At 72.2% G+C, this 20,901-nt stretch carries 20 protein-coding genes; 10 read left to right on the forward strand and 10 right to left on the reverse strand.

Annotation, left to right across the window (positions count from 1 at the left end; all coding sequences use genetic code 11):
- Positions 1 to 22: 22 nt before the first annotated feature.
- Complete coding sequence (locus tag FVE25_RS37145; protein ID WP_157252160.1) at positions 23 to 745, reverse strand: carbon-nitrogen hydrolase family protein; 723 nt, start codon at positions 743 to 745, stop codon at positions 23 to 25.
- Positions 746 to 792: 47 nt separating this feature from the next.
- Here FVE25_RS37145 and FVE25_RS37150 point away from each other — a divergent pair, with 47 nt between their 5' ends.
- Entirely contained in the window at positions 793 to 1,398 is a 606-nt protein-coding gene (locus FVE25_RS37150) for a nitroreductase family protein (RefSeq protein WP_219825805.1), read from the forward strand.
- Here FVE25_RS37150 and FVE25_RS37155 read toward each other — a convergent pair.
- The 4 genes from FVE25_RS37155 to FVE25_RS37170 form a co-directional block, all read right to left on the reverse strand.
- Positions 1,395 to 1,739, reverse strand: coding sequence for a spore germination protein GerW family protein (locus FVE25_RS37155; RefSeq protein WP_157252161.1), 345 nt, complete (start codon positions 1,737 to 1,739; stop codon positions 1,395 to 1,397). The genes FVE25_RS37150 and FVE25_RS37155 overlap by 4 nt on opposite strands.
- A gap of 10 nt (positions 1,740 to 1,749) precedes the next feature.
- Positions 1,750 to 3,102: a glucose-6-phosphate dehydrogenase gene (zwf, locus tag FVE25_RS37160; RefSeq protein ID WP_157252162.1), complete on the reverse strand. Its 1,353-nt coding sequence runs from the start codon at positions 3,100 to 3,102 to the stop codon at positions 1,750 to 1,752.
- Position 3,103: 1 nt separating this feature from the next.
- Positions 3,104 to 4,738, reverse strand: coding sequence for a glucose-6-phosphate isomerase (gene pgi / locus FVE25_RS37165; RefSeq protein WP_157252163.1), 1,635 nt, complete (start codon positions 4,736 to 4,738; stop codon positions 3,104 to 3,106).
- 97 nt (positions 4,739 to 4,835) lie between these two features.
- On the reverse strand, positions 4,836 to 6,530 hold the full coding sequence (locus FVE25_RS37170; RefSeq protein ID WP_157252164.1) for an IlvD/Edd family dehydratase: 1,695 nt from the start codon (positions 6,528 to 6,530) through the stop codon (positions 4,836 to 4,838).
- 77 nt (positions 6,531 to 6,607) lie between these two features.
- On the opposite strand from FVE25_RS37170, the gene FVE25_RS37175 reads away from it, so the two are divergent.
- Positions 6,608 to 6,913: an SH3 domain-containing protein gene (locus FVE25_RS37175; protein WP_157252165.1), complete on the forward strand. Its 306-nt coding sequence runs from the start codon at positions 6,608 to 6,610 to the stop codon at positions 6,911 to 6,913.
- Here FVE25_RS37175 and FVE25_RS37180 read toward each other — a convergent pair.
- The gene (locus FVE25_RS37180; RefSeq protein WP_157252166.1) at positions 6,910 to 8,067 is read right to left on the reverse strand and encodes a thiolase family protein; all 1,158 of its coding nucleotides are present in this window, start codon (positions 8,065 to 8,067) and stop codon (positions 6,910 to 6,912) included. The genes FVE25_RS37175 and FVE25_RS37180 overlap by 4 nt on opposite strands.
- Positions 8,068 to 8,152: 85 nt before the next feature.
- Here FVE25_RS37180 and FVE25_RS37185 point away from each other — a divergent pair, with 85 nt between their 5' ends.
- Together FVE25_RS37185 and FVE25_RS37190 are read left to right on the forward strand one after the other, a co-directional pair.
- Positions 8,153 to 8,632, forward strand: a complete 480-nt coding sequence (locus tag FVE25_RS37185; RefSeq protein ID WP_157252167.1) for a winged helix-turn-helix transcriptional regulator — start codon at positions 8,153 to 8,155, stop codon at positions 8,630 to 8,632.
- A 90-nt stretch (positions 8,633 to 8,722) separates the two neighbouring features.
- A complete protein-coding gene (locus tag FVE25_RS37190) occupies positions 8,723 to 9,937 on the forward strand; it encodes an MFS transporter (protein ID WP_157252168.1) in 1,215 nt (404 codons plus the stop codon).
- A gap of 94 nt (positions 9,938 to 10,031) precedes the next feature.
- Here the strand turns inward: FVE25_RS37190 and FVE25_RS37195 are convergent, their stop codons facing one another.
- On the reverse strand, positions 10,032 to 10,769 hold the full coding sequence (locus FVE25_RS37195; RefSeq protein ID WP_246268019.1) for a site-2 protease family protein: 738 nt from the start codon (positions 10,767 to 10,769) through the stop codon (positions 10,032 to 10,034).
- A gap of 130 nt (positions 10,770 to 10,899) precedes the next feature.
- Here FVE25_RS37195 and FVE25_RS37200 point away from each other — a divergent pair, with 130 nt between their 5' ends.
- Genes FVE25_RS37200 through FVE25_RS37210 form a run of 3 tightly spaced genes read left to right on the forward strand, consistent with a single transcriptional unit; the run spans position 10,900 to position 12,917 of the window.
- The gene (locus FVE25_RS37200; protein WP_246268021.1) at positions 10,900 to 11,235 is read left to right on the forward strand and encodes a PadR family transcriptional regulator; all 336 of its coding nucleotides are present in this window, start codon (positions 10,900 to 10,902) and stop codon (positions 11,233 to 11,235) included.
- Entirely contained in the window at positions 11,232 to 12,257 is a 1,026-nt protein-coding gene (locus FVE25_RS37205; protein WP_181019841.1) for an HD domain-containing protein, read from the forward strand. Before FVE25_RS37200 ends, FVE25_RS37205 begins: the two co-directional genes overlap by 4 nt.
- A gap of 24 nt (positions 12,258 to 12,281) precedes the next feature.
- On the forward strand, positions 12,282 to 12,917 hold the full coding sequence (locus FVE25_RS37210) for a LysE family translocator (RefSeq protein WP_157252170.1): 636 nt from the start codon (positions 12,282 to 12,284) through the stop codon (positions 12,915 to 12,917).
- Here the strand turns inward: FVE25_RS37210 and FVE25_RS37215 are convergent.
- Positions 12,914 to 13,630, reverse strand: a complete 717-nt coding sequence (locus FVE25_RS37215; protein ID WP_157252171.1) for a VIT1/CCC1 transporter family protein — start codon at positions 13,628 to 13,630, stop codon at positions 12,914 to 12,916. The two genes, FVE25_RS37210 and FVE25_RS37215, sit on opposite strands and share 4 nt — an antisense overlap.
- Before the next feature lie 167 nt (positions 13,631 to 13,797).
- Here FVE25_RS37215 and FVE25_RS37220 point away from each other — a divergent pair, with 167 nt between their 5' ends.
- Entirely contained in the window at positions 13,798 to 14,028 is a 231-nt protein-coding gene (locus tag FVE25_RS37220) for a hypothetical protein (protein WP_157252172.1), read from the forward strand.
- Between the two features lie 6 nt (positions 14,029 to 14,034).
- Here the strand turns inward: FVE25_RS37220 and FVE25_RS37225 are convergent, their stop codons facing one another.
- On the reverse strand, positions 14,035 to 14,691 hold the full coding sequence (locus FVE25_RS37225) for a hypothetical protein (protein WP_219825806.1): 657 nt from the start codon (positions 14,689 to 14,691) through the stop codon (positions 14,035 to 14,037).
- A gap of 179 nt (positions 14,692 to 14,870) precedes the next feature.
- On the opposite strand from FVE25_RS37225, the gene FVE25_RS37230 reads away from it, so the two are divergent.
- Together FVE25_RS37230 and FVE25_RS37235 are read left to right on the forward strand one after the other, a co-directional pair.
- The gene (locus FVE25_RS37230) at positions 14,871 to 17,777 is read left to right on the forward strand and encodes a YbhB/YbcL family Raf kinase inhibitor-like protein (protein ID WP_157252173.1); all 2,907 of its coding nucleotides are present in this window, start codon (positions 14,871 to 14,873) and stop codon (positions 17,775 to 17,777) included.
- A 103-nt stretch (positions 17,778 to 17,880) separates the two neighbouring features.
- Complete coding sequence (locus tag FVE25_RS37235; protein WP_157252174.1) at positions 17,881 to 19,698, forward strand: PQQ-dependent sugar dehydrogenase; 1,818 nt, start codon at positions 17,881 to 17,883, stop codon at positions 19,696 to 19,698.
- On the opposite strand, the gene FVE25_RS37240 is transcribed toward FVE25_RS37235, so the two are convergent.
- Positions 19,699 to 20,880: a cytochrome P450 gene (locus FVE25_RS37240; protein ID WP_246268022.1), complete on the reverse strand. Its 1,182-nt coding sequence runs from the start codon at positions 20,878 to 20,880 to the stop codon at positions 19,699 to 19,701.
- Positions 20,881 to 20,901 lie beyond the last annotated feature (21 nt).

Genomic DNA, 20,901 nt, shown 5'->3' on the forward strand with positions numbered 1-20,901 from the left:
TTTACTTCCAACCGGCACCCGGTCAAGACGCGAACCCGCGCCCCACCCGGTCGGCCCGCAGGGCGTCCAGCCGGTCGAAGTCCATGACCCGCGTCCCGGCCCCGTGGGTGAAGTACTCCTCCGGCCGGGCCGGATACGGATTGGCGAACCCGGTCACCCCCGCGCACGGATGCCCGTGATAGGTCGCCTCGTGGTGCCAGTCGCTGACCGCCACATACGTCATGAACTCATACGCCCTGGCCACGCTCATGTGCTGCCACAGCGCCCGCGCCGGCCCCGGAGAGTCCCACTGGGTCAGCGAGAAGGCCGGCACGAGCACCGCGTCCACCGCCGTCGCCATCCGGGCGGAGTACCACAGATCCGCGCACAGCAGCACCCGCATCCGCCGTCCCGCCAGCTCGAACGTCTCCGACGGCCGCCCCGGCAGCACCCCGCCCCGGCGCTCCAGCCCATACGGATGCGCCTTCTCGAACTCGGCCGCGATCGTCCCGTCCGGCGCCGCGACCATGCCCCGGTTGACGCTCCCGCCCTCGACCGCGTCGAAGTGCGAGCCGCCCACGACGAACGCCCCGGCCAGCCGCGCCAGCCGTACCACCCGCTCCCGGTACTCCGCGCGGGGCAGGCTCGACCCGGCCAGCTCCGGCAGCAGCACCAGATCGGCCTCCTGCAGCAGGCGCTCGGCGGCGTCGAAGTTGTCGTGCCCGTCGGGCGACCAGCGCGGCGGCTGAATGAGTAAGACCTTCACCCCGCCATCGTGACAACCCACCGGAACACTCTGGAAAGCTGGGTCCCATGACGGAATTTCAGGACGTGGTACGCCGCCGCCGCATGGTCCGCAACTACGACCCCGACCGCCCGGTGCCGCCCGAGATCAGGGAGCGGATCCTGGCCAACGCCCTGCACGCGCCGTCGGCGGGATTCAGCCAGGGATGGGCGTTCCTGGTCCTGGACGAACCCGGCGGCATCAAGCGATTCTGGGAGGTCTCCGGCGACGAGGCCGGCGAGTGGGGCAAGGGGCTGCGCCGGGCGCCGCTGCTGATCATTCCGTTCTCGCACAAGCAGGCATATCTCGACCGCTACGCCGCCCCCGACAAGGGCTGGACGGACAAGGACGAGGCCCGCTGGCCGGTGCCGTACTGGGACATCGACACCGGCATGGCCTCCCTCCTCATGCTGCTCACCGCCGTGGACGAAGGGCTCGGCGCCTGCTTCTTCGGCGTGCCGCCCGGCGAGCGCGCCGCCGGCCTGAAGGAGGCATTCGGCGTGCCCGCCGCCTACACCGCGATCGGCGTGATCAGCGTCGGCTACCGCGCCCGGGACCAGCGCTCGCCCTCACTCGACCGCGGGCGCAAACCCGTCGGCGAGGTCGTGCACCGCGGCGCCTGGGGCCGGCACTAACGCCTGCGCCGCTTGAAGATCGCGCGGAGGGTGAGCAGCAGCACGACGGCGACGATCTGGCCGCCGACCACGATCCGGTTGACGTCCACGGCCGGCTGCCAGCGCACCTCGCCGTCCTTGATGACGAACACGCCCGCCGGGCTCGCGCCGAAGCCGAACCCGCCGCCCGAGCCCCGGCCGGGGTTCTCGGAACCCTCGGAGACGCCCTCCCCGCCGCCTCCGCCCTGCCCGATCCGGGCCACGGGGATCACGGTGACGTCCCCGTGGCGGATCGGCTCGCCGAAGACGCGCTTGACGGTCGCGGCGTCCTTGGTCTTTTCCGCTAGCTCCAGGATGTTCATACGCTCAGTATCAGTCGAACGTCGTCGAGATCTCGTGCCAGCGCACCATCTTCGCCGCCGCCTCGGGCCCCCACGTGCCCTTGGCGTACGGCAGCGGCGGCTCGGGCAGGTCGAGCACCGGCTGGACGATCCGCCACGACTCCTCGGCCAGGTCGAAGCGGACGAAGCGCCGGGGCTCGCCGGTGACGGCGTCGGTCAGGATGCGCTGGTAGGCCGCCTCCATCGGGCCCAGGACCTTGGTGAAGTCCACGCTCACCGGCACCGGGCGGGTGGCGTCCTTGCCCGGCTCCTTGGCCAGCAGGTCGAAGGTGACCCCGGCGTCGGGCTGGAGGCGGAAGCGGATGAGGTTCGGCGACAGCTCGCCGTGGAACAGGGTGACCGGCGGCGTGCGCAGCTCGGCCACGACCTCCAGGTCGGTGGTGGGCAGCGCCTTGCCCGAGCGGATGTAGAAGGGCACGCCGGCCCAGCGCCAGTTGTCGATGGCGGCGCGCATGGCCACGAAGGTCTCGGTCGTGGAGCCGGGGCGCACGCCCTCGGTGTCCTGGTAGCCGTCGTACTGGCCGCGGACCACCGCCGACGGAGTGATGTCCTGCACGGCCCGCAGCACCCGCCACTTCTCGTCGATGAAGGCGCGGGCGTCCTTGGACGGCGGCGCGTCCATGGCCAGGATCGCCAGAAGCTGCATGAGGTGGTTCTGGACCACGTCCCTGATCGTGCCGTTGGCGTCGTAGAAGGCGCCGCGGTCGGCCACGTCGAAGTCCTCGGCCATGGTGATCTGGACGTTGCGCACGTAGTTGCGGTTCCAGATGGGCTCCAGCAGCATGTTGCCGAGCCGGAAGACGATGAGGTCCTCGACCGGCTCCTTGCCGAGGAAGTGGTCGACCCGGCGCAGGTGCTCCTCGTCGAAGTACTTCAGCAGCTCGGCGTTGAGCTCGCGGGCCGAGGCCAGGTCGTGGCCGAACGGCTTCTCCACCACCAGCCGGGCCTCGCGGTGCAGCCCCGCCCCGGCCAGGCCCTGCGCGACCGTGCCGAACAACGCGGGCGGCACGGCCAGGTAGTGGACGAGGAAACCGGCGCCCGCCACCTCGTCGCGGATGGCGGCGAACGTCCGCTCCTCGCGGTAGTCGCCGGCGACCAGGCGCAGGTTGCCGGCGAACTTCTCGAAGGCGGCGTCGGTGGCACCGCCGCACGCCTGGCGGGCCCGCTCACGCAGGCCCGCCAGGTCGAGGTCGGTCTTGGCGACGCCGACGATGGGCAGGTCGAGCACCCCGTCGGCGGTCAGCCGGTAGAGCGCGGGCAGCACCATCTTGTAGGCCAGATCACCGGTGATCCCGAACAGGACCATCGCGCCCGCACGCGTCATGTCAAATGCGCCTTCCTCTGAGCTCCCGGTACTTCTTTACCAGTTGCGCGGTGGACGCGTCGGGGAACGCCACGGGCGGTTCCTCGGAGGTGAGCGTCGGCTCGAGGTCGAGGGCCATCTTCTTGCCCAGCTCCACACCCCACTGGTCGAAGGAGTCGACGCCCCAGATGACGCCCTCGGTGAAGACGATGTGCTCGTAGAGGGCCACGAGCTGGCCCAGGGTGTACGGGGTGAGCTTGGGCACGAGGATCGTCGAGGTGGGCCGGTTGCCCGGCATCACCTTGTGCGGCACGACCGCCGCGGGCGTGCCCTCGGCGGCGATCTCCTCGGCCGTCTTCCCGAAGGCCAGCGCGCTGGTCTGGGCGAGCAGGTTGGCGGTGAGGATGTCGTGCATGCCCGCGCTGTCGTCGTACGGCTCGGCGAAGCCGATGAAGTCGGCCGGCACGAGCCGGGTTCCCTGGTGGAGCAGCTGGTAGAAGGCGTGCTGGCCGTTGGTGCCCGGCTCGCCCCAGAAGATCTCGCCGGTGTCGGCGGTGACCGGCGAGCCGTCGGCGCGCACGGACTTGCCGTTGGACTCCATCGTGAGCTGCTGCAGGTAGGCGGGGAAGCGGTGCAGCCGCTGGCTGTAGGGCAGCACGGCCCGGGTCTGGGCGCCGAAGAAGTCGGTGTACCAGATGCCCAGCAGGCCCATCAGCACCGGCATGTTCCGCTCGAACGGCGTGGTGCGGAAGTGCTCGTCCACGGCGTGGAACCCGGCCAGCATGTCGCGGAAGCGCTCCGGGCCGATGGCGATCATGAGCGACAGGCCGATCGCGCCGTCGTAGGAGTAGCGGCCGCCCACCCAGTCCCAGAAGCCGAACATGTTGGCGGTGTCGATGCCGAACGCGGCGACCTTCTCGGCGTTGGTGGAGACGGCCACGAAGTGCTTCTCCACCGCCTCCTCACCCAGCGCCGCCACCAGCCAGTCACGGGCCACGCGCGCGTTGGTCAGCGTCTCCAGGGTGGTGAACGTCTTGGAGCTGATCACGAACAGCGTCGTGGCCGGGTCCAGGCCGCGCAGGTTGCCGTGGATGTCGGCCGGGTCGATGTTGGAGACGAACCTGGCCGCGACGCCCGCGTCCGCGTAGTCCTTCAACGCCTCGTAGGCCATCGCCGGGCCCAGGTCGGAGCCGCCGATGCCGATGTTGACGACCGTGGCGATGGGCTCGCCGGTCGCGCCGCGCCACTCCCGGCCGCGCACCCGCTCGGCGAAGGCGCTCATCTTGTCCAGGACCTCGTGCACGTCGGCCACGACGTCCTGGCCGTCGACCGTCAGCCGCGCGTCCGCGGGCAGGCGCAGCGCCGTGTGCAGCACCGCCCGGTCCTCGCTGACGTTGATGTGGTCGCCGCGGAACATCGCCTCCATCTTCTCGCGCAGCCCGGCCCGCTCGGCCAGCCGTACCAGGAGGTCGAAGGTCTCGCCGGTGGCGCGGTGCTTGGAGTAGTCGAGGAAGAGGTCGCCCGCGCGCACGCTCAGCCGCCCGGCCCGGCCCGGGTCGGCGGCGAACAGCTCGCGCAGGGTCGTGCCCGCGATCTCCTCGTGGTGCTTGGCCAGGGCCGTCCACTCCTGGCTCTGGGTGATATCGCTGCCGTTCATTAGTCCTCCTCGGGCCGTCAAAGCGATCACATCGTCCCGTAACGCGGTACCCCGCCAGACCATTTCCGCGCATGGCGCAGAAGACTCTTTGCCCCTTTCAGTGCGACTCCCGGGGTACGGCGCTGCCGCTGGAGCCGGTGAGGAAGTCCAGGTCGCAGCCGCGGTCGGCCTGCAGGACGTGGTCCACGTACAGCTTCTCCCAGCCTCTGATCGGGCGGGCGAATCCGGCGGTGACCGGCGGCCGGGCGGCCAGCTCGGCGTCGGGCACGTCGACGCGCAGCGTGCGCCCTGGCACGTCGAGCACGATCGGGTCGCCGGTCCTGACCCTGGCCAGCGGGCCGCCCGCGGCGGCCTCGGGCGCCACGTGCAGCACCACGGTGCCGTAGGCGGTGCCGCTCATGCGGGCGTCGCTGATGCGGACCATGTCGCGCACGCCTCTGGCCAGCAGCTTGGCCGGCAGCGGCAGGTTGCCGACCTCGGGCATGCCCGGGTAGCCCCTGGGGCCGCAGCCGCGCAGCACGAGGACGGAGCCCTCGTCGGCGTCGACGGTGTCCAGGCGGGTGTGCAGGTCCTCGACGCTGTCGAAGACGATCGCGCGGCCGCGGTGGCGCAGCAGCTCGGGGGAGGCGGCGGCGGGCTTGATGACGGCGCCGTCGGGGGCGAGGTTGCCGCGCAGGACGGCGATGCCGGCGTCGGGCAGCAGCGGGTCGGCGCGCGGGCGGATGACGCCGCCGTCCCAGGTCGGGGCGTGCGCGACGTGCTCGGTGAGCGGCCGCCCGGTGACGGTGATCGCCGCGGGGTCGAGCAGGTCGGCGACCTGGTGGAGTACGGCCGGCAGCCCGCCGGCCCGGAACAGGTCGTCCATCAGGTGGCGCCCGGCCGGCTGGAGGTCCACCAGCAGCGGGACGCCGGAGCCGGTGCGGTCGAAGTCGTCCAGGCTCAGCTCGGCGCCCGCGCGCCCGGCCACGGCCAGCAGGTGCACGACCGCGTTGGTGGAGCCGCCGATCGCGGCCAGCGTGACGATGGCGTTGAGGAATGCGGCCCTGGTCAGGATCGCGCTGGGGCGCAGGTCGCGCCGGACCAGGTCGACGGCCAGGCGGCCGCTGGCGTGGGCGCGTTCGAGCAGGCGGCTGTCGGGGGCGGGGGTGCCCGCGGTGCCGGGCAGGGTCATGCCGAGCGCCTCGGCCATGCAGGCCATCGTGGAGGCGGTGCCCATGGTGTTGCAGTGGCCGCGGCTGCGGATCATCGACGACTCGGAGTCCAGGAAGTCGGCGCGCTCGAGCGTGCCGGCGCGCACCTCCTCGCTCAGCCGCCAGACGTCGGTGCCGCAGCCGAGCGGGATGCCCTGGAGGTGCCCGGTGAGCATGGGGCCGCCGGGCACGACCAGCGCGGGCAGATCGACGGAGGCGGCGGCCATGAGCAGCGAGGGGATCGTCTTGTCGCAGCCGCCGAGCAGCACCAGGCCGTCGATCGGGTTGGCGCGGAACATCTCCTCGGCGGCCATGGCGGCCAGGTTGCGCCAGAGCATGGCGGTGGGGCGGACGTTGGTCTCGCCCAGGGAGATCACGGGCAGGTTCAGCGGGACGCCGCCGGCCGCCCAGACGCCGTCGCGGACGCTGCGGGCCACCTCGTCGAGGTGGGCGTTGCAGGGGGTGAGGTCGGAGGCGGTGTTCGCGATGGCGATCTGGGGGCGCTCGAAGGCGTCGGCGGGGGTGCCACGCCGCATCCAGGCGCGGTGAATGAAGGAGTTCCTGTCGTCGCCGGAGTACCACTGAGCACTGCGGAAAGGCATCCGGGAAGTGTAACGCCCGCTTTACGCGGATAAACTGCCATATATCGCTACAAATCCCCCCGAAGGGGGATGTTGTTATGCGCAGCTTCACCGGAATCCTGGCCCTGCTCGTCCTGGCGGCGCCGATCGGCCTGCTCGCTCCCGGGACCGCCGCGGCCGCAGAGGGCTGTGTGTACGTGGCCGCACCGCCGTACCCGGCCAACCTCTGGGTCAGGTCGGGGCCGGGCACGCAGTACGAGCCGGTGGGCTCGGTCGGCTACGAGGAGACCGTCGAGGGGTCCTGCGGCAGCAGGGGCTCCTGGACCCGGGTCTGGGGCGAGGACTTCGAAGGCTGGGCCTACGCCCCGTACCTCGGCGACGCCGGCGAGGACCCGGACTACTAGAGCGCCTCCAGGATCGTCGCGTTGGCCAGGCCGCCAGCCTCGCACATCGTCTGCAGCGCGTACCGGGCGCCGCGCTCCCGCATCGCGTTGACCAGCGTGGTCATGATCCGCGCGCCGCTGGCGCCGAGCGGGTGGCCCAGCGCGATCGCGCCGCCCTTGACGTTGACCCTGGCCGGGTCGGCGCCGGTCTCCTGCTGCCAGGCGAGCACCACGCTGGCGAACGCCTCGTTGACCTCGAACAGGTCGATGTCGTCCAGGCGCAGCCCGGCCCGCTTCAGCACTTTCTCGGTGGCGGGGACGACGCCGGTCAGCATCAGCACGGGGTCGGAGCCGGTGACCGCGAACGAGTGCAGCCTGGCCAGCGGGCGCAGGCCCAGCCGGGCCGCGTTCTCGCTGGTCGTGATGAGCACGGCGGCGGCCCCGTCGTTGATCGGGCTGGCGTTGCCCGCGGTGACCGACCAGTCGATCTGGGGGAACCGCTCGGTCCAGACCGGGTCCTCGTAGGCGGGCTTCAAGCCGGCCAGGACCTCGACCGTGGTGGCCGGCCGTACCGACTCGTCGTGGTCGAGACCGGCGATCGGGGCGAGCTCGGCGGAGAAGTCGGCGGCGGCCGCCTTGGCGTGGGAGGAGGTGGCGAAGGCGTCCATCTGCTCGCGGCTCAGCGACCACTTGGCGGCGATCAGCTCGGCGCTGACGCCCTGCGGGACCAGCCCGCCGGAGAAGCGCGCGGCCACGCCGGGGCCGAACGGGTCCGCGCCCGGCGGCACGTTCGACCACATCGGCACCCGGCTCATCGACTCCACGCCACAGGCGACCACCAGGTCGTAGGCGCCGGCGATGACGCCCTGGGCGGCGAAGTGCACGGCCTGCTGCGAGGAGCCGCACTGGCGGTCCACGGTCACCGCGGGCACCGAGTCGGGGAAACCGGCCGACAGCCAGGCGTAGCGGGTGGTGTTCATGGCCTGCTCGCCGACCTGGTCCACGGTGCCGCCGATCACGTCGTCGACCAGCGCGGGATCCACGCCGGAGCGCTCGACCAGCGTGCGCAGGGTGTGGGCCAGCAGCTCGACGGGGTGCACCCCGGCCAGGGCGCCGTTCGGCTTGCCCTTGCCGACGGGGGTGCGCACGGCTTGCACGATGACGGCGTCGCGCATCGCGTCCTCCTATCAGTTGGAAAACTGGATCCACTGTAGAACATAGTTCGTCCGGTTTTCCAACGCGCTGCCGTACGCTGGGACGATGACAACGGCACGGCCCTGCTCGGTCGCCGACGCCCTCGCGCTCGTCGGCGAGAAGTACTCCCTGCTGATCCTGCGCGAGGTCTTCTACGGCGTGCGGCGCTTCGACGCGATGGCGCGCAACATCGGCGCCCCCCGCGACATCCTCGCCGCGCGGCTCAAGCGGCTGGTCGAGGCCGGGCTGCTGGAGAAGACGGCCTACAGCGAGCGGCCGCCGCGCCACGAGTACCTGCCGACCGCGGCCGCGATCGAGCTCCAGGACGTGCTGCACATGCTGCGCAAGTGGGGCGACCGGCACCTGGCCGAGCAGCCGTCCGTCGTCTTCGCCCACTCCTGCGGGCAGGAGCTGGACCCGATCGTGACCTGCCGGTGCTGCGGGCAGGCCGTCACGCCGGGGTCGCTGACGGCCGACTACCGCGTGCCCGGCTGGAGCGCCAAGGGATGGAGCGCCCCGGAGAGCGCGTCCCCCGACGGCGGATAGCCGCCGGGGGCCGGCTACGCTCACGGCGGATCCGCGCCCGGCGTAACCCCCTGCCCGCCCGCCGGCCCGGCCACTAGCGTCGGCCGCACCATGATCGAGCTCCTCAGGGACGGCACCTACCTGCGCTACTGGCTGGCGGTCGTCATCTCCTTCCTCGGCGACGCGATGACCCGCGTCACGCTGATCTTCCTCGCCGGCAGGGTCACCGACAGCCCGGTCGTCATCTCCCTGGTCGTGCTGTCCCAGCTGCTGCCCTCCGGCGTCCTGGGCGCCTTCGTCGGCCCGCTGGCCGACCGGCTGCCGGCCAGGTGGCTGCTCATCGGGGCCGACCTCGCCCGGGTGCCCGTCGTGCTCGCCATGATCCCCGTCCTGGACTCGGTCGGCCTGCTGCTCGCGCTCATCCTGCTCGAAGGCGTCGGCAAGGCGGTCTTCGAGACCGCCAGGATCACCGCCATCCCGCGCATCGTCGGCAAGCACGACCTCGCCGCGGCCGTCGCGCTGTTCCAGAGCACCAGCCAGACCGTCAACATGCTCGGGCCCGCCCTCGGCGGCGTGCTGATCGCGCTGGGGACCGTCGAGACCGTGCTCGTCCTCAACGCCGCCACGTTCGTGGCCTCGGCCGTCCTGCTGGGCAGCCTCCGGGTCCTGCGCGAGGGCCCCCAGGGACGGGCCGCCGCCGAGCCGTACTGGCAGGCGCTGCGCACCGGGGTGCGGGGCGTGCTCGCGATCCCGTCGCTGCGGTTCCTGCTCGCCTTCCTCGTCCCGGTCACGCTGGTCACCGGGCTGTTCACCACCGGGTTCAACGCGCAACTGCTCACCGTCTTCGACCTGAAGGCCATGGAGTACGGCACCGCCCAGGCGCTGTACGCGGGCGGCGCGATCGCGGGAGCCCTGCTCGGGCCGGCGGTCATCCGGCGATTCGGGTCCACCCCCCGCGTGCTGGTGACGTGCGTGGCCCTGTTCGGGCTGGCCCTGCTGACCACGGCGGCGCTGGGCGGCGCGCCCGGGCCGGCCCCGGTCGCCGGGTGGTGCCTGCTCGCCGGGGTGGCCGTCAGCCTGTTCCAGGTGCCGCTGGCCAACACCCTGCTCAGCGATCTTCCGGACGAGATGCGGGGGAGGGGCGTCGGGCTGCTCAACACCGTCATGGTCAACTTCATGCTGGCCGGCGTCGCCCTGGGCGGGCCCGCGGCGGCCGCGTTCGGGGTGACCGGATCGCTGGTGGCCGCCGGGGCCGTGCTCCTGGCCGCGTGTCTCGCCTTCCTGCCCGCCGCCCTGCGGGCGCGGCCGGCCGTACCGGTGGAGTGAGACGGCGCCGGAGGTGTGCCGGCGGGTGGGAGGGCGCCGGAGGTGTGCCGGCGGGTGGGAGGGCGCCGGAGGTGTGCCGGCGGGGTGGACGGCCTCAGGAGGCGGTCGGCGACTTCCGCGGGGCGGTGGCGCGGGCGTGGCGCTCCTCGGCCGCCGCGGCGCCAGCCACGAACAGGCCGACCACGCCCAGCCAGACGCCCTGGAGGCCGGCGCCGGTCAGCAGCATGACCGCGCCCAGGGTCAGCAGCGCCCAGCCGACCACCTTGCCCGCCCTCGCCGCGACCACGGCGGCGAAGACCCGGTCGCCGCGCCAGGCCCAGAGCAGCGCGCGCAGGATGCGGCCGCCGTCCAGCGGGGCACCCGGGACCAGGTTGAACACGGCCAGCACCAGGTTGGCCCCCGCCAGATACATCAGCGTGCCCCGGACCAGGCCCTGGCCGGCCAGGGCCAGCAGGCCGCAGCACCCGCTCAGAGTCAGGCTCACCAGCGGCCCGGCCGCGGCGATGCGCAGGTCCGCGCCCGGCGTGCGGGGCTCGCCGCGCAGGTGGGCCACGCCGCCGAGCAGCCACAGCGTCACGCCCGCCACCTCCACGCCCTCCCGCCGGGCCACCACCGCGTGGGCCAGTTCGTGGGCCAGCAGCGAAGCCAGGAAGGCCAGCGTGCCCGCCACGGCCGCGGCCAGGTAGGCGGCGGCGCCGTACCCGGGGAAGGCGGCGGGCAGGCGGCCGAACGCCAGCCCGGTGACGAGAAGGACGGCGATCACCAGCACGGTGGGGTTGAGGCCGACGCGCACGCCGGCGAAACGGCCGAGCGGGATGGAGGGACGCAGCACGTTGCCTCCAGGGAAGGGGCCTGCCTATCCGGGTACCCGCGCGGCCGCGTGATCACCCTCGTTCCGCGTGCCGGTTCCGTGGCCTCGCGGACAGTTCCCGGGCGGTCCTGGGCTATGTAGAGTCCGAGACATGTCGGCCGAGCCGCGGATGACGATGCAGGTCCAGGCCGTCCTGCGCACGTTGCTCGACGACCCCGCCACCCCCTGCTACGGGCTGCGCATCTGCGCCGAGACCGACCTGCCCAGCGGGACCGTCTATCCCATCCTGGCCCGGCTGGAGCTCCTCGGCTGGGTCGAGAGCGCCTGGGAGGACCCGGGCGCCCAGGTGAGCGAGGGGCGTCCGCGCCGCCGCTACTACACGATCACTCCCGACGGCATCGAGCGCGCCCGCGAGGCGATCGCCAGGACCTATCGCGCGCGCCGCCGCCCGCTGCCCGGATGGCTGTCCCGGCCGGGGGTCGCATGAGCATCGCGCCGCTCCTCGACGTCCTCCCGCCGGACGCGCCGCGGGAGCTGATCGAACGCGCCTACACCGTCGCCGCCTACTGGCACCGCGGCCAGCGGCGGCACAGCGGCCAGCCGTACGTCACCCACCCCGTCGCGGTCGCCGTCATCCTCGCCGGGACCGGGGCGGATGCGGCGACCCTCTGCGCCGCCCTCCTGCACGACCTGCCCGAGGACACCGGCTGCCGGCTCGACCTGCTGGAACAGGAGTTCGGCCGCGAGATAGCCGGACTTGTCCGGCAGGTCCACCAACTCGACCACGAAGAACCCGGACCGGGCACCGACTCCCGGGCCCTGGCCGTCAAGGTCGCCGACCGCCTGCACAACATGCGCACCATCGCGTTCGTCGCCCCCGAGAAGCAGGTCGCCAAGAGCCGCCACACGCTCGAGGTCCTCGCGCCGCTGGCCCGGCGGCTCGGGCTGAGCGCCATCGGCGCCGAACTGGAGCACCTTGCCGCCGCCCGCCTGGTCCGCGGCCTCACCGCCCAGGCCGTGGCGATCGGCTCGATCCTGCTGCCCGCCGCCGAACGCCCGCGCTGGTGTGAGGAGTGGGCCGCCGAGCTGCGCGTCCTGCCCGGGCGCGGGGCTCGGGTGCGCTTCGCCGTACTCCTGCTGGCCGGGATGCCGCGCATGGCGCTCACCCTGCGCGGCGGCCCCGCGCCTGCCCGGCGACCCTGGATGGCGGGCCTCACGCCGACGCTGCGGACCGGCCGGATGCGGGTGCGACAGGCGCTGCGGACCGCCGGGGTCTGGGGGCGGCGGGCGCTGGGGTGGCTTGCGTGGCCGAATACCCGAGGGCGGAGGGCGCTGGGGTGGCTGGTGCGGTCGAACGTGCGGGTGGCGGTGGTGTTCGCGCCGCTGGTGGCGTGGATGGTGGCGGAGAGCGCGGCCACCTCCCTCGGGGACGCCGCGGCCGTGCTCATCACCGTGCCGCCGGTCCTGGCCGCAGGGGTCGCCGCCCTCCGCAAACGCCTGGACGGCTGACGCCGGGTCACTAGGGTGGTCGGCATGATCTCTCTGCCGGAAATAATGGCATTTGGTGGTGTGGTGATGCTGGGCGCGATGTCACCCGGCCCCGACTTCGCGGTGGTCGTGCGCCGCTCGGCGGTCTCCGGGCGCGGGTACGGCATGGCCGCCGCGGCCGGAATCGGGCTCGGGGTGTTCGCCTGGGTGGTGGCCGCCTCGACCGGAGTCGCGGCCCTGCTGGCCGCCTCGTCGGTGGCGTTCACCGTGGTCAAGGTGGCCGGCGCCGCCTACCTTCTCTACCTCGGCGCCAAGGCGTTGCGCGCGGCCCTGCGCAAGGGCGGCGCGTTCCAGCTGGACCTTCCGGACCCGGGCAAGAAGAGCTCGGCCGCCGCCTTCCTGGAAGGGCTGCTCACCAACATCCTCAACCCGAAGGCGGCCTTCTTCTTCGTGGCCCTGATGCCCCAGTTCATCTCCGAGGGGGCGCCGCCGGCCGACACGGTGACGCTGTCGCTCGTGGGCCTGGTCGGCACCGCCGCCTGGTTCCTGGCCGTGGCCAACCTCGTGGGCGCGCTGCGCAGGGTCTTCGCCCGCCCCGCCGTACGCAGGACCGTGGACGGGCTGACCGGCGCCGCGCTCATCGCGCTCGGCGTCAAGCTGGCCGTCACCACCAGGCCCTAGAGGCTCACCCCGAGCAGATGCCCCAGCCCGAACGTGACGCACGCCGCACCCACGCCCAGGGCGAGCTGCCGCAACCCGCCCAGCCACCACGGCCGGGCGGTCATCCGGGCCACCGCGGCCCCGAACCCGAACAATCCCAGCACGCTCAGGATCACCGCCACCAGCATCCCCGAGGCCCCGAACAGGAACGGGACCAGCGGCACCAGCGCCCCCGCGGCGAAGGCGCCGAACGAGGAGGCGGCCGCCACGTAAGAGGAGGGCAGGTCATCCGGATCCACCCCGAGTTCCTCGCGCACATGCACGCGCAGGGCCTGCTCGGGATTGGCCGACAGCTTCGCGGCCACCGTGGCGGCCAGCCCGGCGTCGAGCCCCCGGGCCCGGTAGAGGGCGGCCAGCTCGGCCAGCTCACCCTCCGGGTTGCGGGCCAGCTCACGGCGCTCCACGGCGATCTCGGCACGCATCAGCTCGGTCTGCGACTTCACCGAGGTGTACTCGCCTGCCGCCATCGAGCACGCCCCCGCGACCAGCCCCGCGAACCCGGCCAGCACCGCACCCCGGCCCGCCCCGGCCGCGCCGACCACCCCGGCGATCAGCGCGAAGTTGGACACCAGCCCATCCATCGCCCCGAACACCGCAGGCCGCAACCATCCGCCGGTGACATCACGATGGTGGTGATGGCGTTCGGCGGAGTACGGTTCGGCCACTGCGGTCATAAAACCCTCCACATGATGACAGGTTGTCGCCAAATTTAGGCACATGTGAGGATGATCCGCAACGAAGGCGAGGCTTGCCTGACCTGCGATAAGGCAAATTTATGGCAGGGCGTAGCGAACATATGCTCGTATATCGCATAGGCGGCGACGGCCGCGACATCCGTCGGATGCTGCTCGGAATCGCCTACAACGGCCGGCGCCGGTATGACGATGCCGTCGATGAACGCGACCGGTGCCGGCGACTCTGCGGCGAACACGGTTTGCGCACCTACGAGCCGGAGACGCTGCTGGAGCTCGGCATCGCCCATCGCGGGCGCGCGGCGGGCTGCGCGCGCTGGCGCACATGCGGCCGCGCCCGGGCGACCCGGGAGGATCGGACCGCCTGCCTCAGCGCGTGATGGTGGTCAGACCGAGACCGGGGTGATGTGGGGGACGTCGGCGTGGATGAGCCGGCGGCAGTCGGTGATGGCCGATTCCAGCAGGGAGCGCAGCAGCCGGTCCGGGTCCGGGATGCACGCCTGGACGATGCCCACCACTGACAGCTGCACCGCGTTCGGCGCCGCGTACCGGCGGAAGCCCTTCTCGGTGATCCGGGCCGCCCTGCTGAACTTGCGGGCCTCTCTCGCCGCCTGGGGGACCTGTTCCATCGCCCGCAGCGCCGTCTCCGACATCGGGCCGCCCGGCGGGCGCCCGTCGAGGCGGGCGCGCATCTCCTCGGCGGCCAGCACGGAGACGGCGAGCGCGAGCTGGCGTTCCGCGGCCGCCACGGGCAGCGCCGTGGTGGCGCAGCGCAGCGCGACGGCGGCGTCGACGCGCAGGTCGTCGCCGGCCAGCCCGATGATGGAGGGGACGAGTTCGGCCAGGCCGTTGCGGTTGTCGTCGCCGGTGTTGTCGTTGACGAGCCTGGCGAGCGCGGCCAGCAGCGGGTGCGTGCAGGCCGGGTGATCGCTCCAGCGCTCTCCTGCCAGGTAGGAAGCCAGTTCCATGAAGCACGCGCCGCGCTTGGGGTTGCGGTGCCTGCCGCGTGAGAGGACCGGCATGTGGTCGAGGCGGTTGTCCACGGATGCTCCACTACTCCACGTTCGCCTGTCTTCCCAGTCTGCGCTCCTGCCGCTTCAGATGCCAGTGGTGGGATGTCTCGGCGTCGGTGTCAGTTTGCTTGACACTGCTGGTGGGGAGTGATCCCATCAATCGTAGTTAGGAAGTATTACTAACTATCGCCCCCCACCAAGGAGGATCCATGCGGTCTCTCTCCCGGGCGCGCGCGTTAGCCGGCGCGCTCGTGGCCGCGCTACTGATGAGCGTGGTGGCCGCGGTGCCCGCCTCGGCCGCGCCCGCCCGTCACGAGGCGGAGGACGCCACCGTCTCCCAGGGCCTGGTCGAGTCCAACCACCCCGGCTTCTCCGGCACCGGATTCGTCAACGGCGACAACGTGGCCGGCAGCTACACCGAGTTCACCGTGAACGCGGCGAGCGCCGGCCAGGCGACGATCGGCATCCGCTACGCCAACGGCACCACCGTCAACCGCCCCTCCGACGTCGCGGTCAACGGCGTCGTGGTGTCGGCGGCCCGCGCGTTCACCGGCACCGGAGCCTGGTCCACGTGGGTCACCAGCACGCTGACGGCAAGCCTGAACGCGGGCGCGAACAAGATCCGGCTCACCTCGACCACCGCCAACGGCAACCCCAACCTCGACTTCCTGGACGTCGAGGTGGCCGCGCCGAGCACCGACCTGCAGGCCGAGGACGCGACGATCTCGCAGGGCGTGGTGGAGTCCAACCACGCCGGCTTCACCGGCAGGGGCTTCGTCAACTACGACAACGTGACCGGCTCCTACGTGGAGTTCACGATCAACGCCCCGACGGCCGGCAACTACGAGGTGAAGTTCCGCTTCGCCAACGGCACCACCGTGGACCGCCCGCTGAGCGTCGCGGTGAACGGCGGCGCCGCCACCGACGTGGGCTTCCCGGGAACCGGAGCCTGGACCACGTGGGTGGAGAAGCCGCTGACCGTGCCCCTCATCGCGGGCGCCAACAAGCTGCGCGCCACCGCGAGCACCGCCAACGGCGGGCCCAACCTGGACCGGATCAGCACCACCGTGCCGGCCGACCCGGAACCGCCGACGGCGCCCGCCAATCTGCGGGTGGTCGGCGAGGTCCGCCCCACCGCCGTGGACCTGGCCTGGGACCCCGCCACCGACAACGTGGGCGTGGCCAGCTACGTCATCTACAACGGCGGCAACGTGCTCAAGACCGTCGGCGGCAACCAGACGACCGCCACGGTGACGGGGCTGACCCCCAACACCGGCTACGTGCTGAGCGTGCTGGCCTACGACGGGGCGGGCAACGCCTCGCAGGGCAGCAACAACGTGCCGATCACCACGCCGCCGAGCGACGACCACCAGGCGCCGACCGTGCCCGGCAACCTCCGCTCGACCTCGGTCAGCTCGACCAGCATCACGCTGACCTGGGACGCCTCCACCGACAACGTCGAGGTGACCGGCTACAACGTCTACCGCGACGGCACGAAGTTCGCGACCGTGCCCGACCTCACGGCGACCGCCTCCGGCCTGACCCAGAACACCGAGTACGCCTTCCAGGCCGAGGCATTCGACGCCAACGGCAACGTCTCCGCCAAGAGCGCAGAGCTGAAGGTGCGGACCAGTTCGACCGCGATCGGCGGCGACCCGATCTTCGACCGCGCGATCGCCAAGCTGGACCTGCCGTGGGGTGTCGCGTTCCTGCCCGACGGCAGCGCGCTGGTGGCCGAGCGGGACCGCTTCGAGATCGTCAGGGTGACCGCGACCGGCCAGAAGACGGTGGTCGGCAAGATCACCGAGGCGGTCACCACGACCGGTGAGGGCGGCCTGATGGGCCTGGCAGTGTCGCCGAACTTCGCCTCCGACCACTACGTCTACGCGATGCACACCGCCTCGGGCGACAACCGGGTGGTGCGCTTCAGGTACGAGAACAACACGATCGGCCCCCGCGAGGCCATCGTGACCGGCATCGCCAAGAACAAGTTCCACAACGGCGGCCGGATCAAGTTCGGCCCCGACGGCATGCTGTACATCACGACCGGCGACGGCCAGGTGAAGGAAAGGGCGCAGGACCTCAACTCGCTCAACGGCAAGATCCTGCGGGTCACCCCGACCGGCGCCGGCGCCCCCGGCAACCCCTTCCCCAACGCCCCGCGCGTCTACAGCCTGGGCCACCGCAACCCGCAGGGCCTGGCCTGGGACTCCCAGGGCCGGCTGTGGGCCGCGGAGTTCGGTGACGGCACCTGGGACGAGCTCAACCTCATCCAGGCCGGCAAGAACTACGGCTGGTCCGTCTGCGAGGGCACCTGCAGCGACACCCGCTACGTCAACCCGGTCCGCCAGTGGAGCGTCTCCTCGGCCTCCCCGAGCGGCATCGAGATCGTCAACGACTGGATCTACATGGCCGCCGTCAGGGGCACCCGCCTGTGGGTCATGAAGATCACCGGCAACACGACCGACACCCCGCGCGCCTTCTTCAACGGCGACTGGGGACGGCTGCGCACCGTGGCCAAGACCCCGGACGGCGGCCTGTGGCTGACCTCCACCAACAACGACAAGAACGGCGGCACCCCGACCACGATCGACAACGACATCGTCCGGCTGAAGTTCGCCGGCCCGCCGTTCTCCGTCACGAGTACGGCTTTCGCCCACAACGGCACCATCCCGGCGAAGTTCACCTGCAGCCAGGACGGCGTCTCGGGCAACGACATCTCACCCCAGCTCGCCTGGTCCAACGGCCCGGCCGGCGCCCAGAGCTACGCGATCACCTTCATCGACACCGCCAACGGCGGCAAGCACTGGGCGATCTGGGACATCCCGGCGAGCAGGACGTCGTTGCCGGAGGGTCTCGGCCTGGGCTTCCAGGTGCCGAACCAGTCTCCGGCCAAGCAGAAGGCCATGGGCAGCGGCAACAAGGCGCTGCAGTACTTCGGCCCCTGCCCGGGCGGCTCGACGCACAAGTACGAGTTCACCCTCTACGCCCTGGACACCGCGACCCTGCCGGGGGTGACCTCCAGTTCCACGGTCGCCCAGGTGGAGACCGCGATCCTGGCCCGTGACCTGGCCTCGGCCAAGCTGGCGGGCAACTCCAACGCCTCCACCGGCTGATCGGACGAGGGGCCGGGCCGGCGGCCCGGCCCCTCATAACATCGGAGGGGTACCGAGCGATCCCTCGATAAGAGATCCCATCTTTTCGCGGGAAAGGGCCCCCATGCACCGAACCACCCTGGCCATGATCTTAGTGGGCGGCCTGCTCGCGGCACCCGGCCAGCCGAGCCGGGCCGCAGCGCAGTCCGTCGTCTACGAGGCGGAGAGCGCGGTGATCGGCGACGGCCTGGTCGAGAGCAACCACGCGGGCTTCTCCGGCACCGGGTTCGTCAACAGCGCCAACGCGACCGGCGCCTTCGTGGAGTTCACGGTCACCGGCTCCGGCGCCACGACCCTGGCCTTCCGTTACGCCAACGGCACCGCCGCCACCCGCCCGGCCACGCTCACCGTGAACGGCACGGCCGTCTCGACCCTGCAGTTCCCCGCCACCGGCGCCTGGACCACCTGGAACAACGAGAGCGTCCAGGCCACGCTCAACCAGGGCGCCAACACCGTCCGCATCACCGCCGCCACCGCGGGCGGCCTGGCCAACGTCGACGCGCTCACCGAGGGCACGCCGACCGGCACCGGCCCCATCGCCGACCCGATCCCGCAGAACCCGATCCAGAGCGGCCTGGGCCTGGTGCTCACCGAGTACGCGCAGTTCCCGAAGACCGACCCGGTCCCGTCGCCGACCGACTCCCGGCTGCGCCGCCACGCCCGCATCAACCACCTGGGCCAGCTCGCCGACGGCCGCCGGTTCGTGCCCGATCTCAACGGCAGGCTGTACACGCTGCCCGCCGCGGGCGGCACCCCGGGCACCTACCTCGACGTGCGCGCCGCGGTGGGCGCGAACTTCTTCTCCGGCCGCGGGCTGGGCAGCGGCTTCGGCTTCGCCGCCTTCCATCCGGACTTCGCGGCGAACGGCCGCTTCTACACCGTGCACAGCGAGGCGTTCCAGGCGCTGAGCCGGGAGCGTGCCGACTGGACCCAGTCCGGGGCGGTCGTGCAGAGCGTCGTGACCGAGTGGACCGCGGCCGACCCGGCGGCCCCGGTCTTCAGCGGCACCCGCAGGCAACTGCTGCGCATCGGGTTCGGCACCTACATCCACGCCGTCCAGCAGATCGACTTCAACCCCGGCGCCACCCCGGGCAGCCCCGACTACGGCCTGCTCTACGTCGCGGTCGGCGACGGCGGCCGTGGCACGAGCAGCACGGTCCCGCAGGCCCGCAACCTGCCCTTCGGCAAGATCCTGCGCATCGACCCGCGCGGCACGAACAGCGCCAACGGCCGCTACGGCATCCCGGCGGACAACCCCTTCGCCGGCCGCCCCGGCACGCTCGGCGAGATCTACGCGCTGGGCATGCGCGACCCGCACCGCTTCAGCTGGGACCGCGGCGGCAGCGGCCGGATGTTCCTCGGCCACATCGGCGAGCACGACATCGAGGCCGTCTACGACGTGCGCGCCGGGGACAACTTCGGCTGGAGCGAGCGCGAGGGCGCCTTCGTCTACGACCGGGCCGAGCCCTGCTACCTCTACCCGCTGCCCGTCGGCGACGCCGAGCTCGGCTACACCTACCCGGTCGCCGCCTACGACCACAACGGCCCGCCCGGCTGCACCGGCGACCTCGGCCGCGCGATCGCCGGCGGCTTCGTCTACCGGGGCGGCGCGCTGCCTGCGCTCCAGGGCAAATACGTCTTCGGCGACATCGTGCAGGGCTGGATCTTCGCCACCGACGAGCGGGAGATGACCCGCGGCGGCACCGACCTCGCGCCGCTCTACCAGCTCAAGGTCCACAACGCCGCCGGCAACCAGGTCACCATGCAGAACCTGGCCGGTGACTCCCGCGTCGACCTGCGCTTCGGCATGGACCGCGCGGGGGAGCTGTTCGTCCTGTCGAAGGCCAACGGCAAGATCTGGAAGGTGACCGGCACCCGCTGATCACCACACCAGGCGCAGGCTCTCCGGCGCCCGGTGGATGAGCGTCGGGGCCATCACCACCTCGGGGGACTCCAGCCGGATCCCGGGCAGCTCGCGGATCAGCGTCTCCAGCGTGATCCGCAGCTGCTCGCGGGCCAGCTGCGAGCCGGGGCAGCCGTGCACGCCGTGGCCGAACCCGAGGTGGCGGCCGGGCGGCCGGGCGATGTCGAACCCGGCGCCGCCGTCGCGCCCGGCCGAGCCGTACGAGACGAAGACCGTGTCGCCGGCCTCGAGGGCGGTGCCCGCGAAGGTGAGCGGGCGGGTGATCGTGCGCCGGAAGCCCTGGATGGGCGCCTCGAAGCGGGCGGTCTCCTCGATCGCGGCCGGGATGAGCTCGGGCCGCGCGCACAGCAGCTCCCACTGCGCGCGCTCGCGCAGCAGATGGTGTACGGCGGAGCCGAGCAACGCGGTCGTGGTCAGGTGCCCGGCCAGCAGCAGGTTCTGCAGGTTCGCGACGATCTCGTGGCGTTGCTCGGTGGTCAGCGGCTCGGTGCCCGGGGCCAGGCCGCGCACCATCTCGGTGGTCAGGTCGGCGCGCGGCTCGGCCCTGCGGGCGCGGGCGTAGCCGTCGAGCAGGTGCTGCAGCCCGACGATGTCGCGGGCCGCCGCGGCCTGCTCGTCGTCGGTCATGGGCTGGAACAGCAGGTCCTCGGCCCGGTTGCCGGCCGCGACGGCAGGCCGTGCGTCGCTCTCCTCGAGGCCCATGAGGTGGCCGATCACGTCGGCGGCCAGGGGGCGGGCGTAGGCGGACATCCACTCGGTACGGCCGGCCGCGGCGAAGGCGGCGACCAGCTCCTCGGCGCGGCGGGTGATGAACGGCACGGCGGCGGCGACGCGCACGGGAGACAGCCCGCGCACGAGCGGGCGGCGCAGCCTGCGGTGCTCCTCGCCGTCCCTGCTCAGCACGGTGGGGCGGCCGCCGAAGCCCTTGACCAGCTCGGTGAGCGCGGCGGCGCGGGGGAGCCGGTCGGGGCGGAGCGCGCCTTCGGAGGAGAAGTCCTCGGGGCGGCCGAGCACCTCGCGCACGTCCTCGTACCGGGAGACCAGCCACGCCTGCAGCTCGGGCACGTAGGTCAGGCCGGGGGCCAGCCTGGCGGCGGCGTAGGTGGGGTGGGGGTCGCGGTACAGGGCGTCGAGATCCACGGGGCCCATCTTCGCCCAGAA

Source organism: Nonomuraea typhae, assembly GCF_009760925.1.
GTDB classification, from domain to species: domain Bacteria; phylum Actinomycetota; class Actinomycetes; order Streptosporangiales; family Streptosporangiaceae; genus Nonomuraea; species Nonomuraea typhae.

Coding starts and splice junctions, on each gene's coding strand:
- FVE25_RS37180 (WP_157252166.1), bottom strand. CDS start 8,067: ATGCGCGACGCCGTCATCGTGCAAGCCGTGCGCACCCCCGTCGGCAAG.
- FVE25_RS37210 (WP_157252170.1), top strand. CDS start 12,282: ATGATCTCTCTGCCGGAAATAATGGCATTTGGTGGTGTGGTGATGCTG.
- FVE25_RS37205 (WP_181019841.1), top strand. CDS start 11,232: ATGAGCATCGCGCCGCTCCTCGACGTCCTCCCGCCGGACGCGCCGCGG.
- FVE25_RS37190 (WP_157252168.1), top strand. CDS start 8,723: ATGATCGAGCTCCTCAGGGACGGCACCTACCTGCGCTACTGGCTGGCG.
- FVE25_RS37235 (WP_157252174.1), top strand. CDS start 17,881: ATGCACCGAACCACCCTGGCCATGATCTTAGTGGGCGGCCTGCTCGCG.
- FVE25_RS37215 (WP_157252171.1), bottom strand. CDS start 13,630: ATGACCGCAGTGGCCGAACCGTACTCCGCCGAACGCCATCACCACCAT.
- pgi (WP_157252163.1), bottom strand. CDS start 4,738: ATGAACGGCAGCGATATCACCCAGAGCCAGGAGTGGACGGCCCTGGCC.
- FVE25_RS37185 (WP_157252167.1), top strand. CDS start 8,153: ATGACAACGGCACGGCCCTGCTCGGTCGCCGACGCCCTCGCGCTCGTC.
- FVE25_RS37175 (WP_157252165.1), top strand. CDS start 6,608: ATGCGCAGCTTCACCGGAATCCTGGCCCTGCTCGTCCTGGCGGCGCCG.
- FVE25_RS37230 (WP_157252173.1), top strand. CDS start 14,871: ATGCGGTCTCTCTCCCGGGCGCGCGCGTTAGCCGGCGCGCTCGTGGCC.
- FVE25_RS37155 (WP_157252161.1), bottom strand. CDS start 1,739: ATGAACATCCTGGAGCTAGCGGAAAAGACCAAGGACGCCGCGACCGTC.
- FVE25_RS37150 (WP_219825805.1), top strand. CDS start 793: ATGACGGAATTTCAGGACGTGGTACGCCGCCGCCGCATGGTCCGCAAC.
- FVE25_RS37220 (WP_157252172.1), top strand. CDS start 13,798: ATGCTGCTCGGAATCGCCTACAACGGCCGGCGCCGGTATGACGATGCC.
- FVE25_RS37170 (WP_157252164.1), bottom strand. CDS start 6,530: ATGCCTTTCCGCAGTGCTCAGTGGTACTCCGGCGACGACAGGAACTCC.
- FVE25_RS37200 (WP_246268021.1), top strand. CDS start 10,900: ATGTCGGCCGAGCCGCGGATGACGATGCAGGTCCAGGCCGTCCTGCGC.
- zwf (WP_157252162.1), bottom strand. CDS start 3,102: ATGACGCGTGCGGGCGCGATGGTCCTGTTCGGGATCACCGGTGATCTG.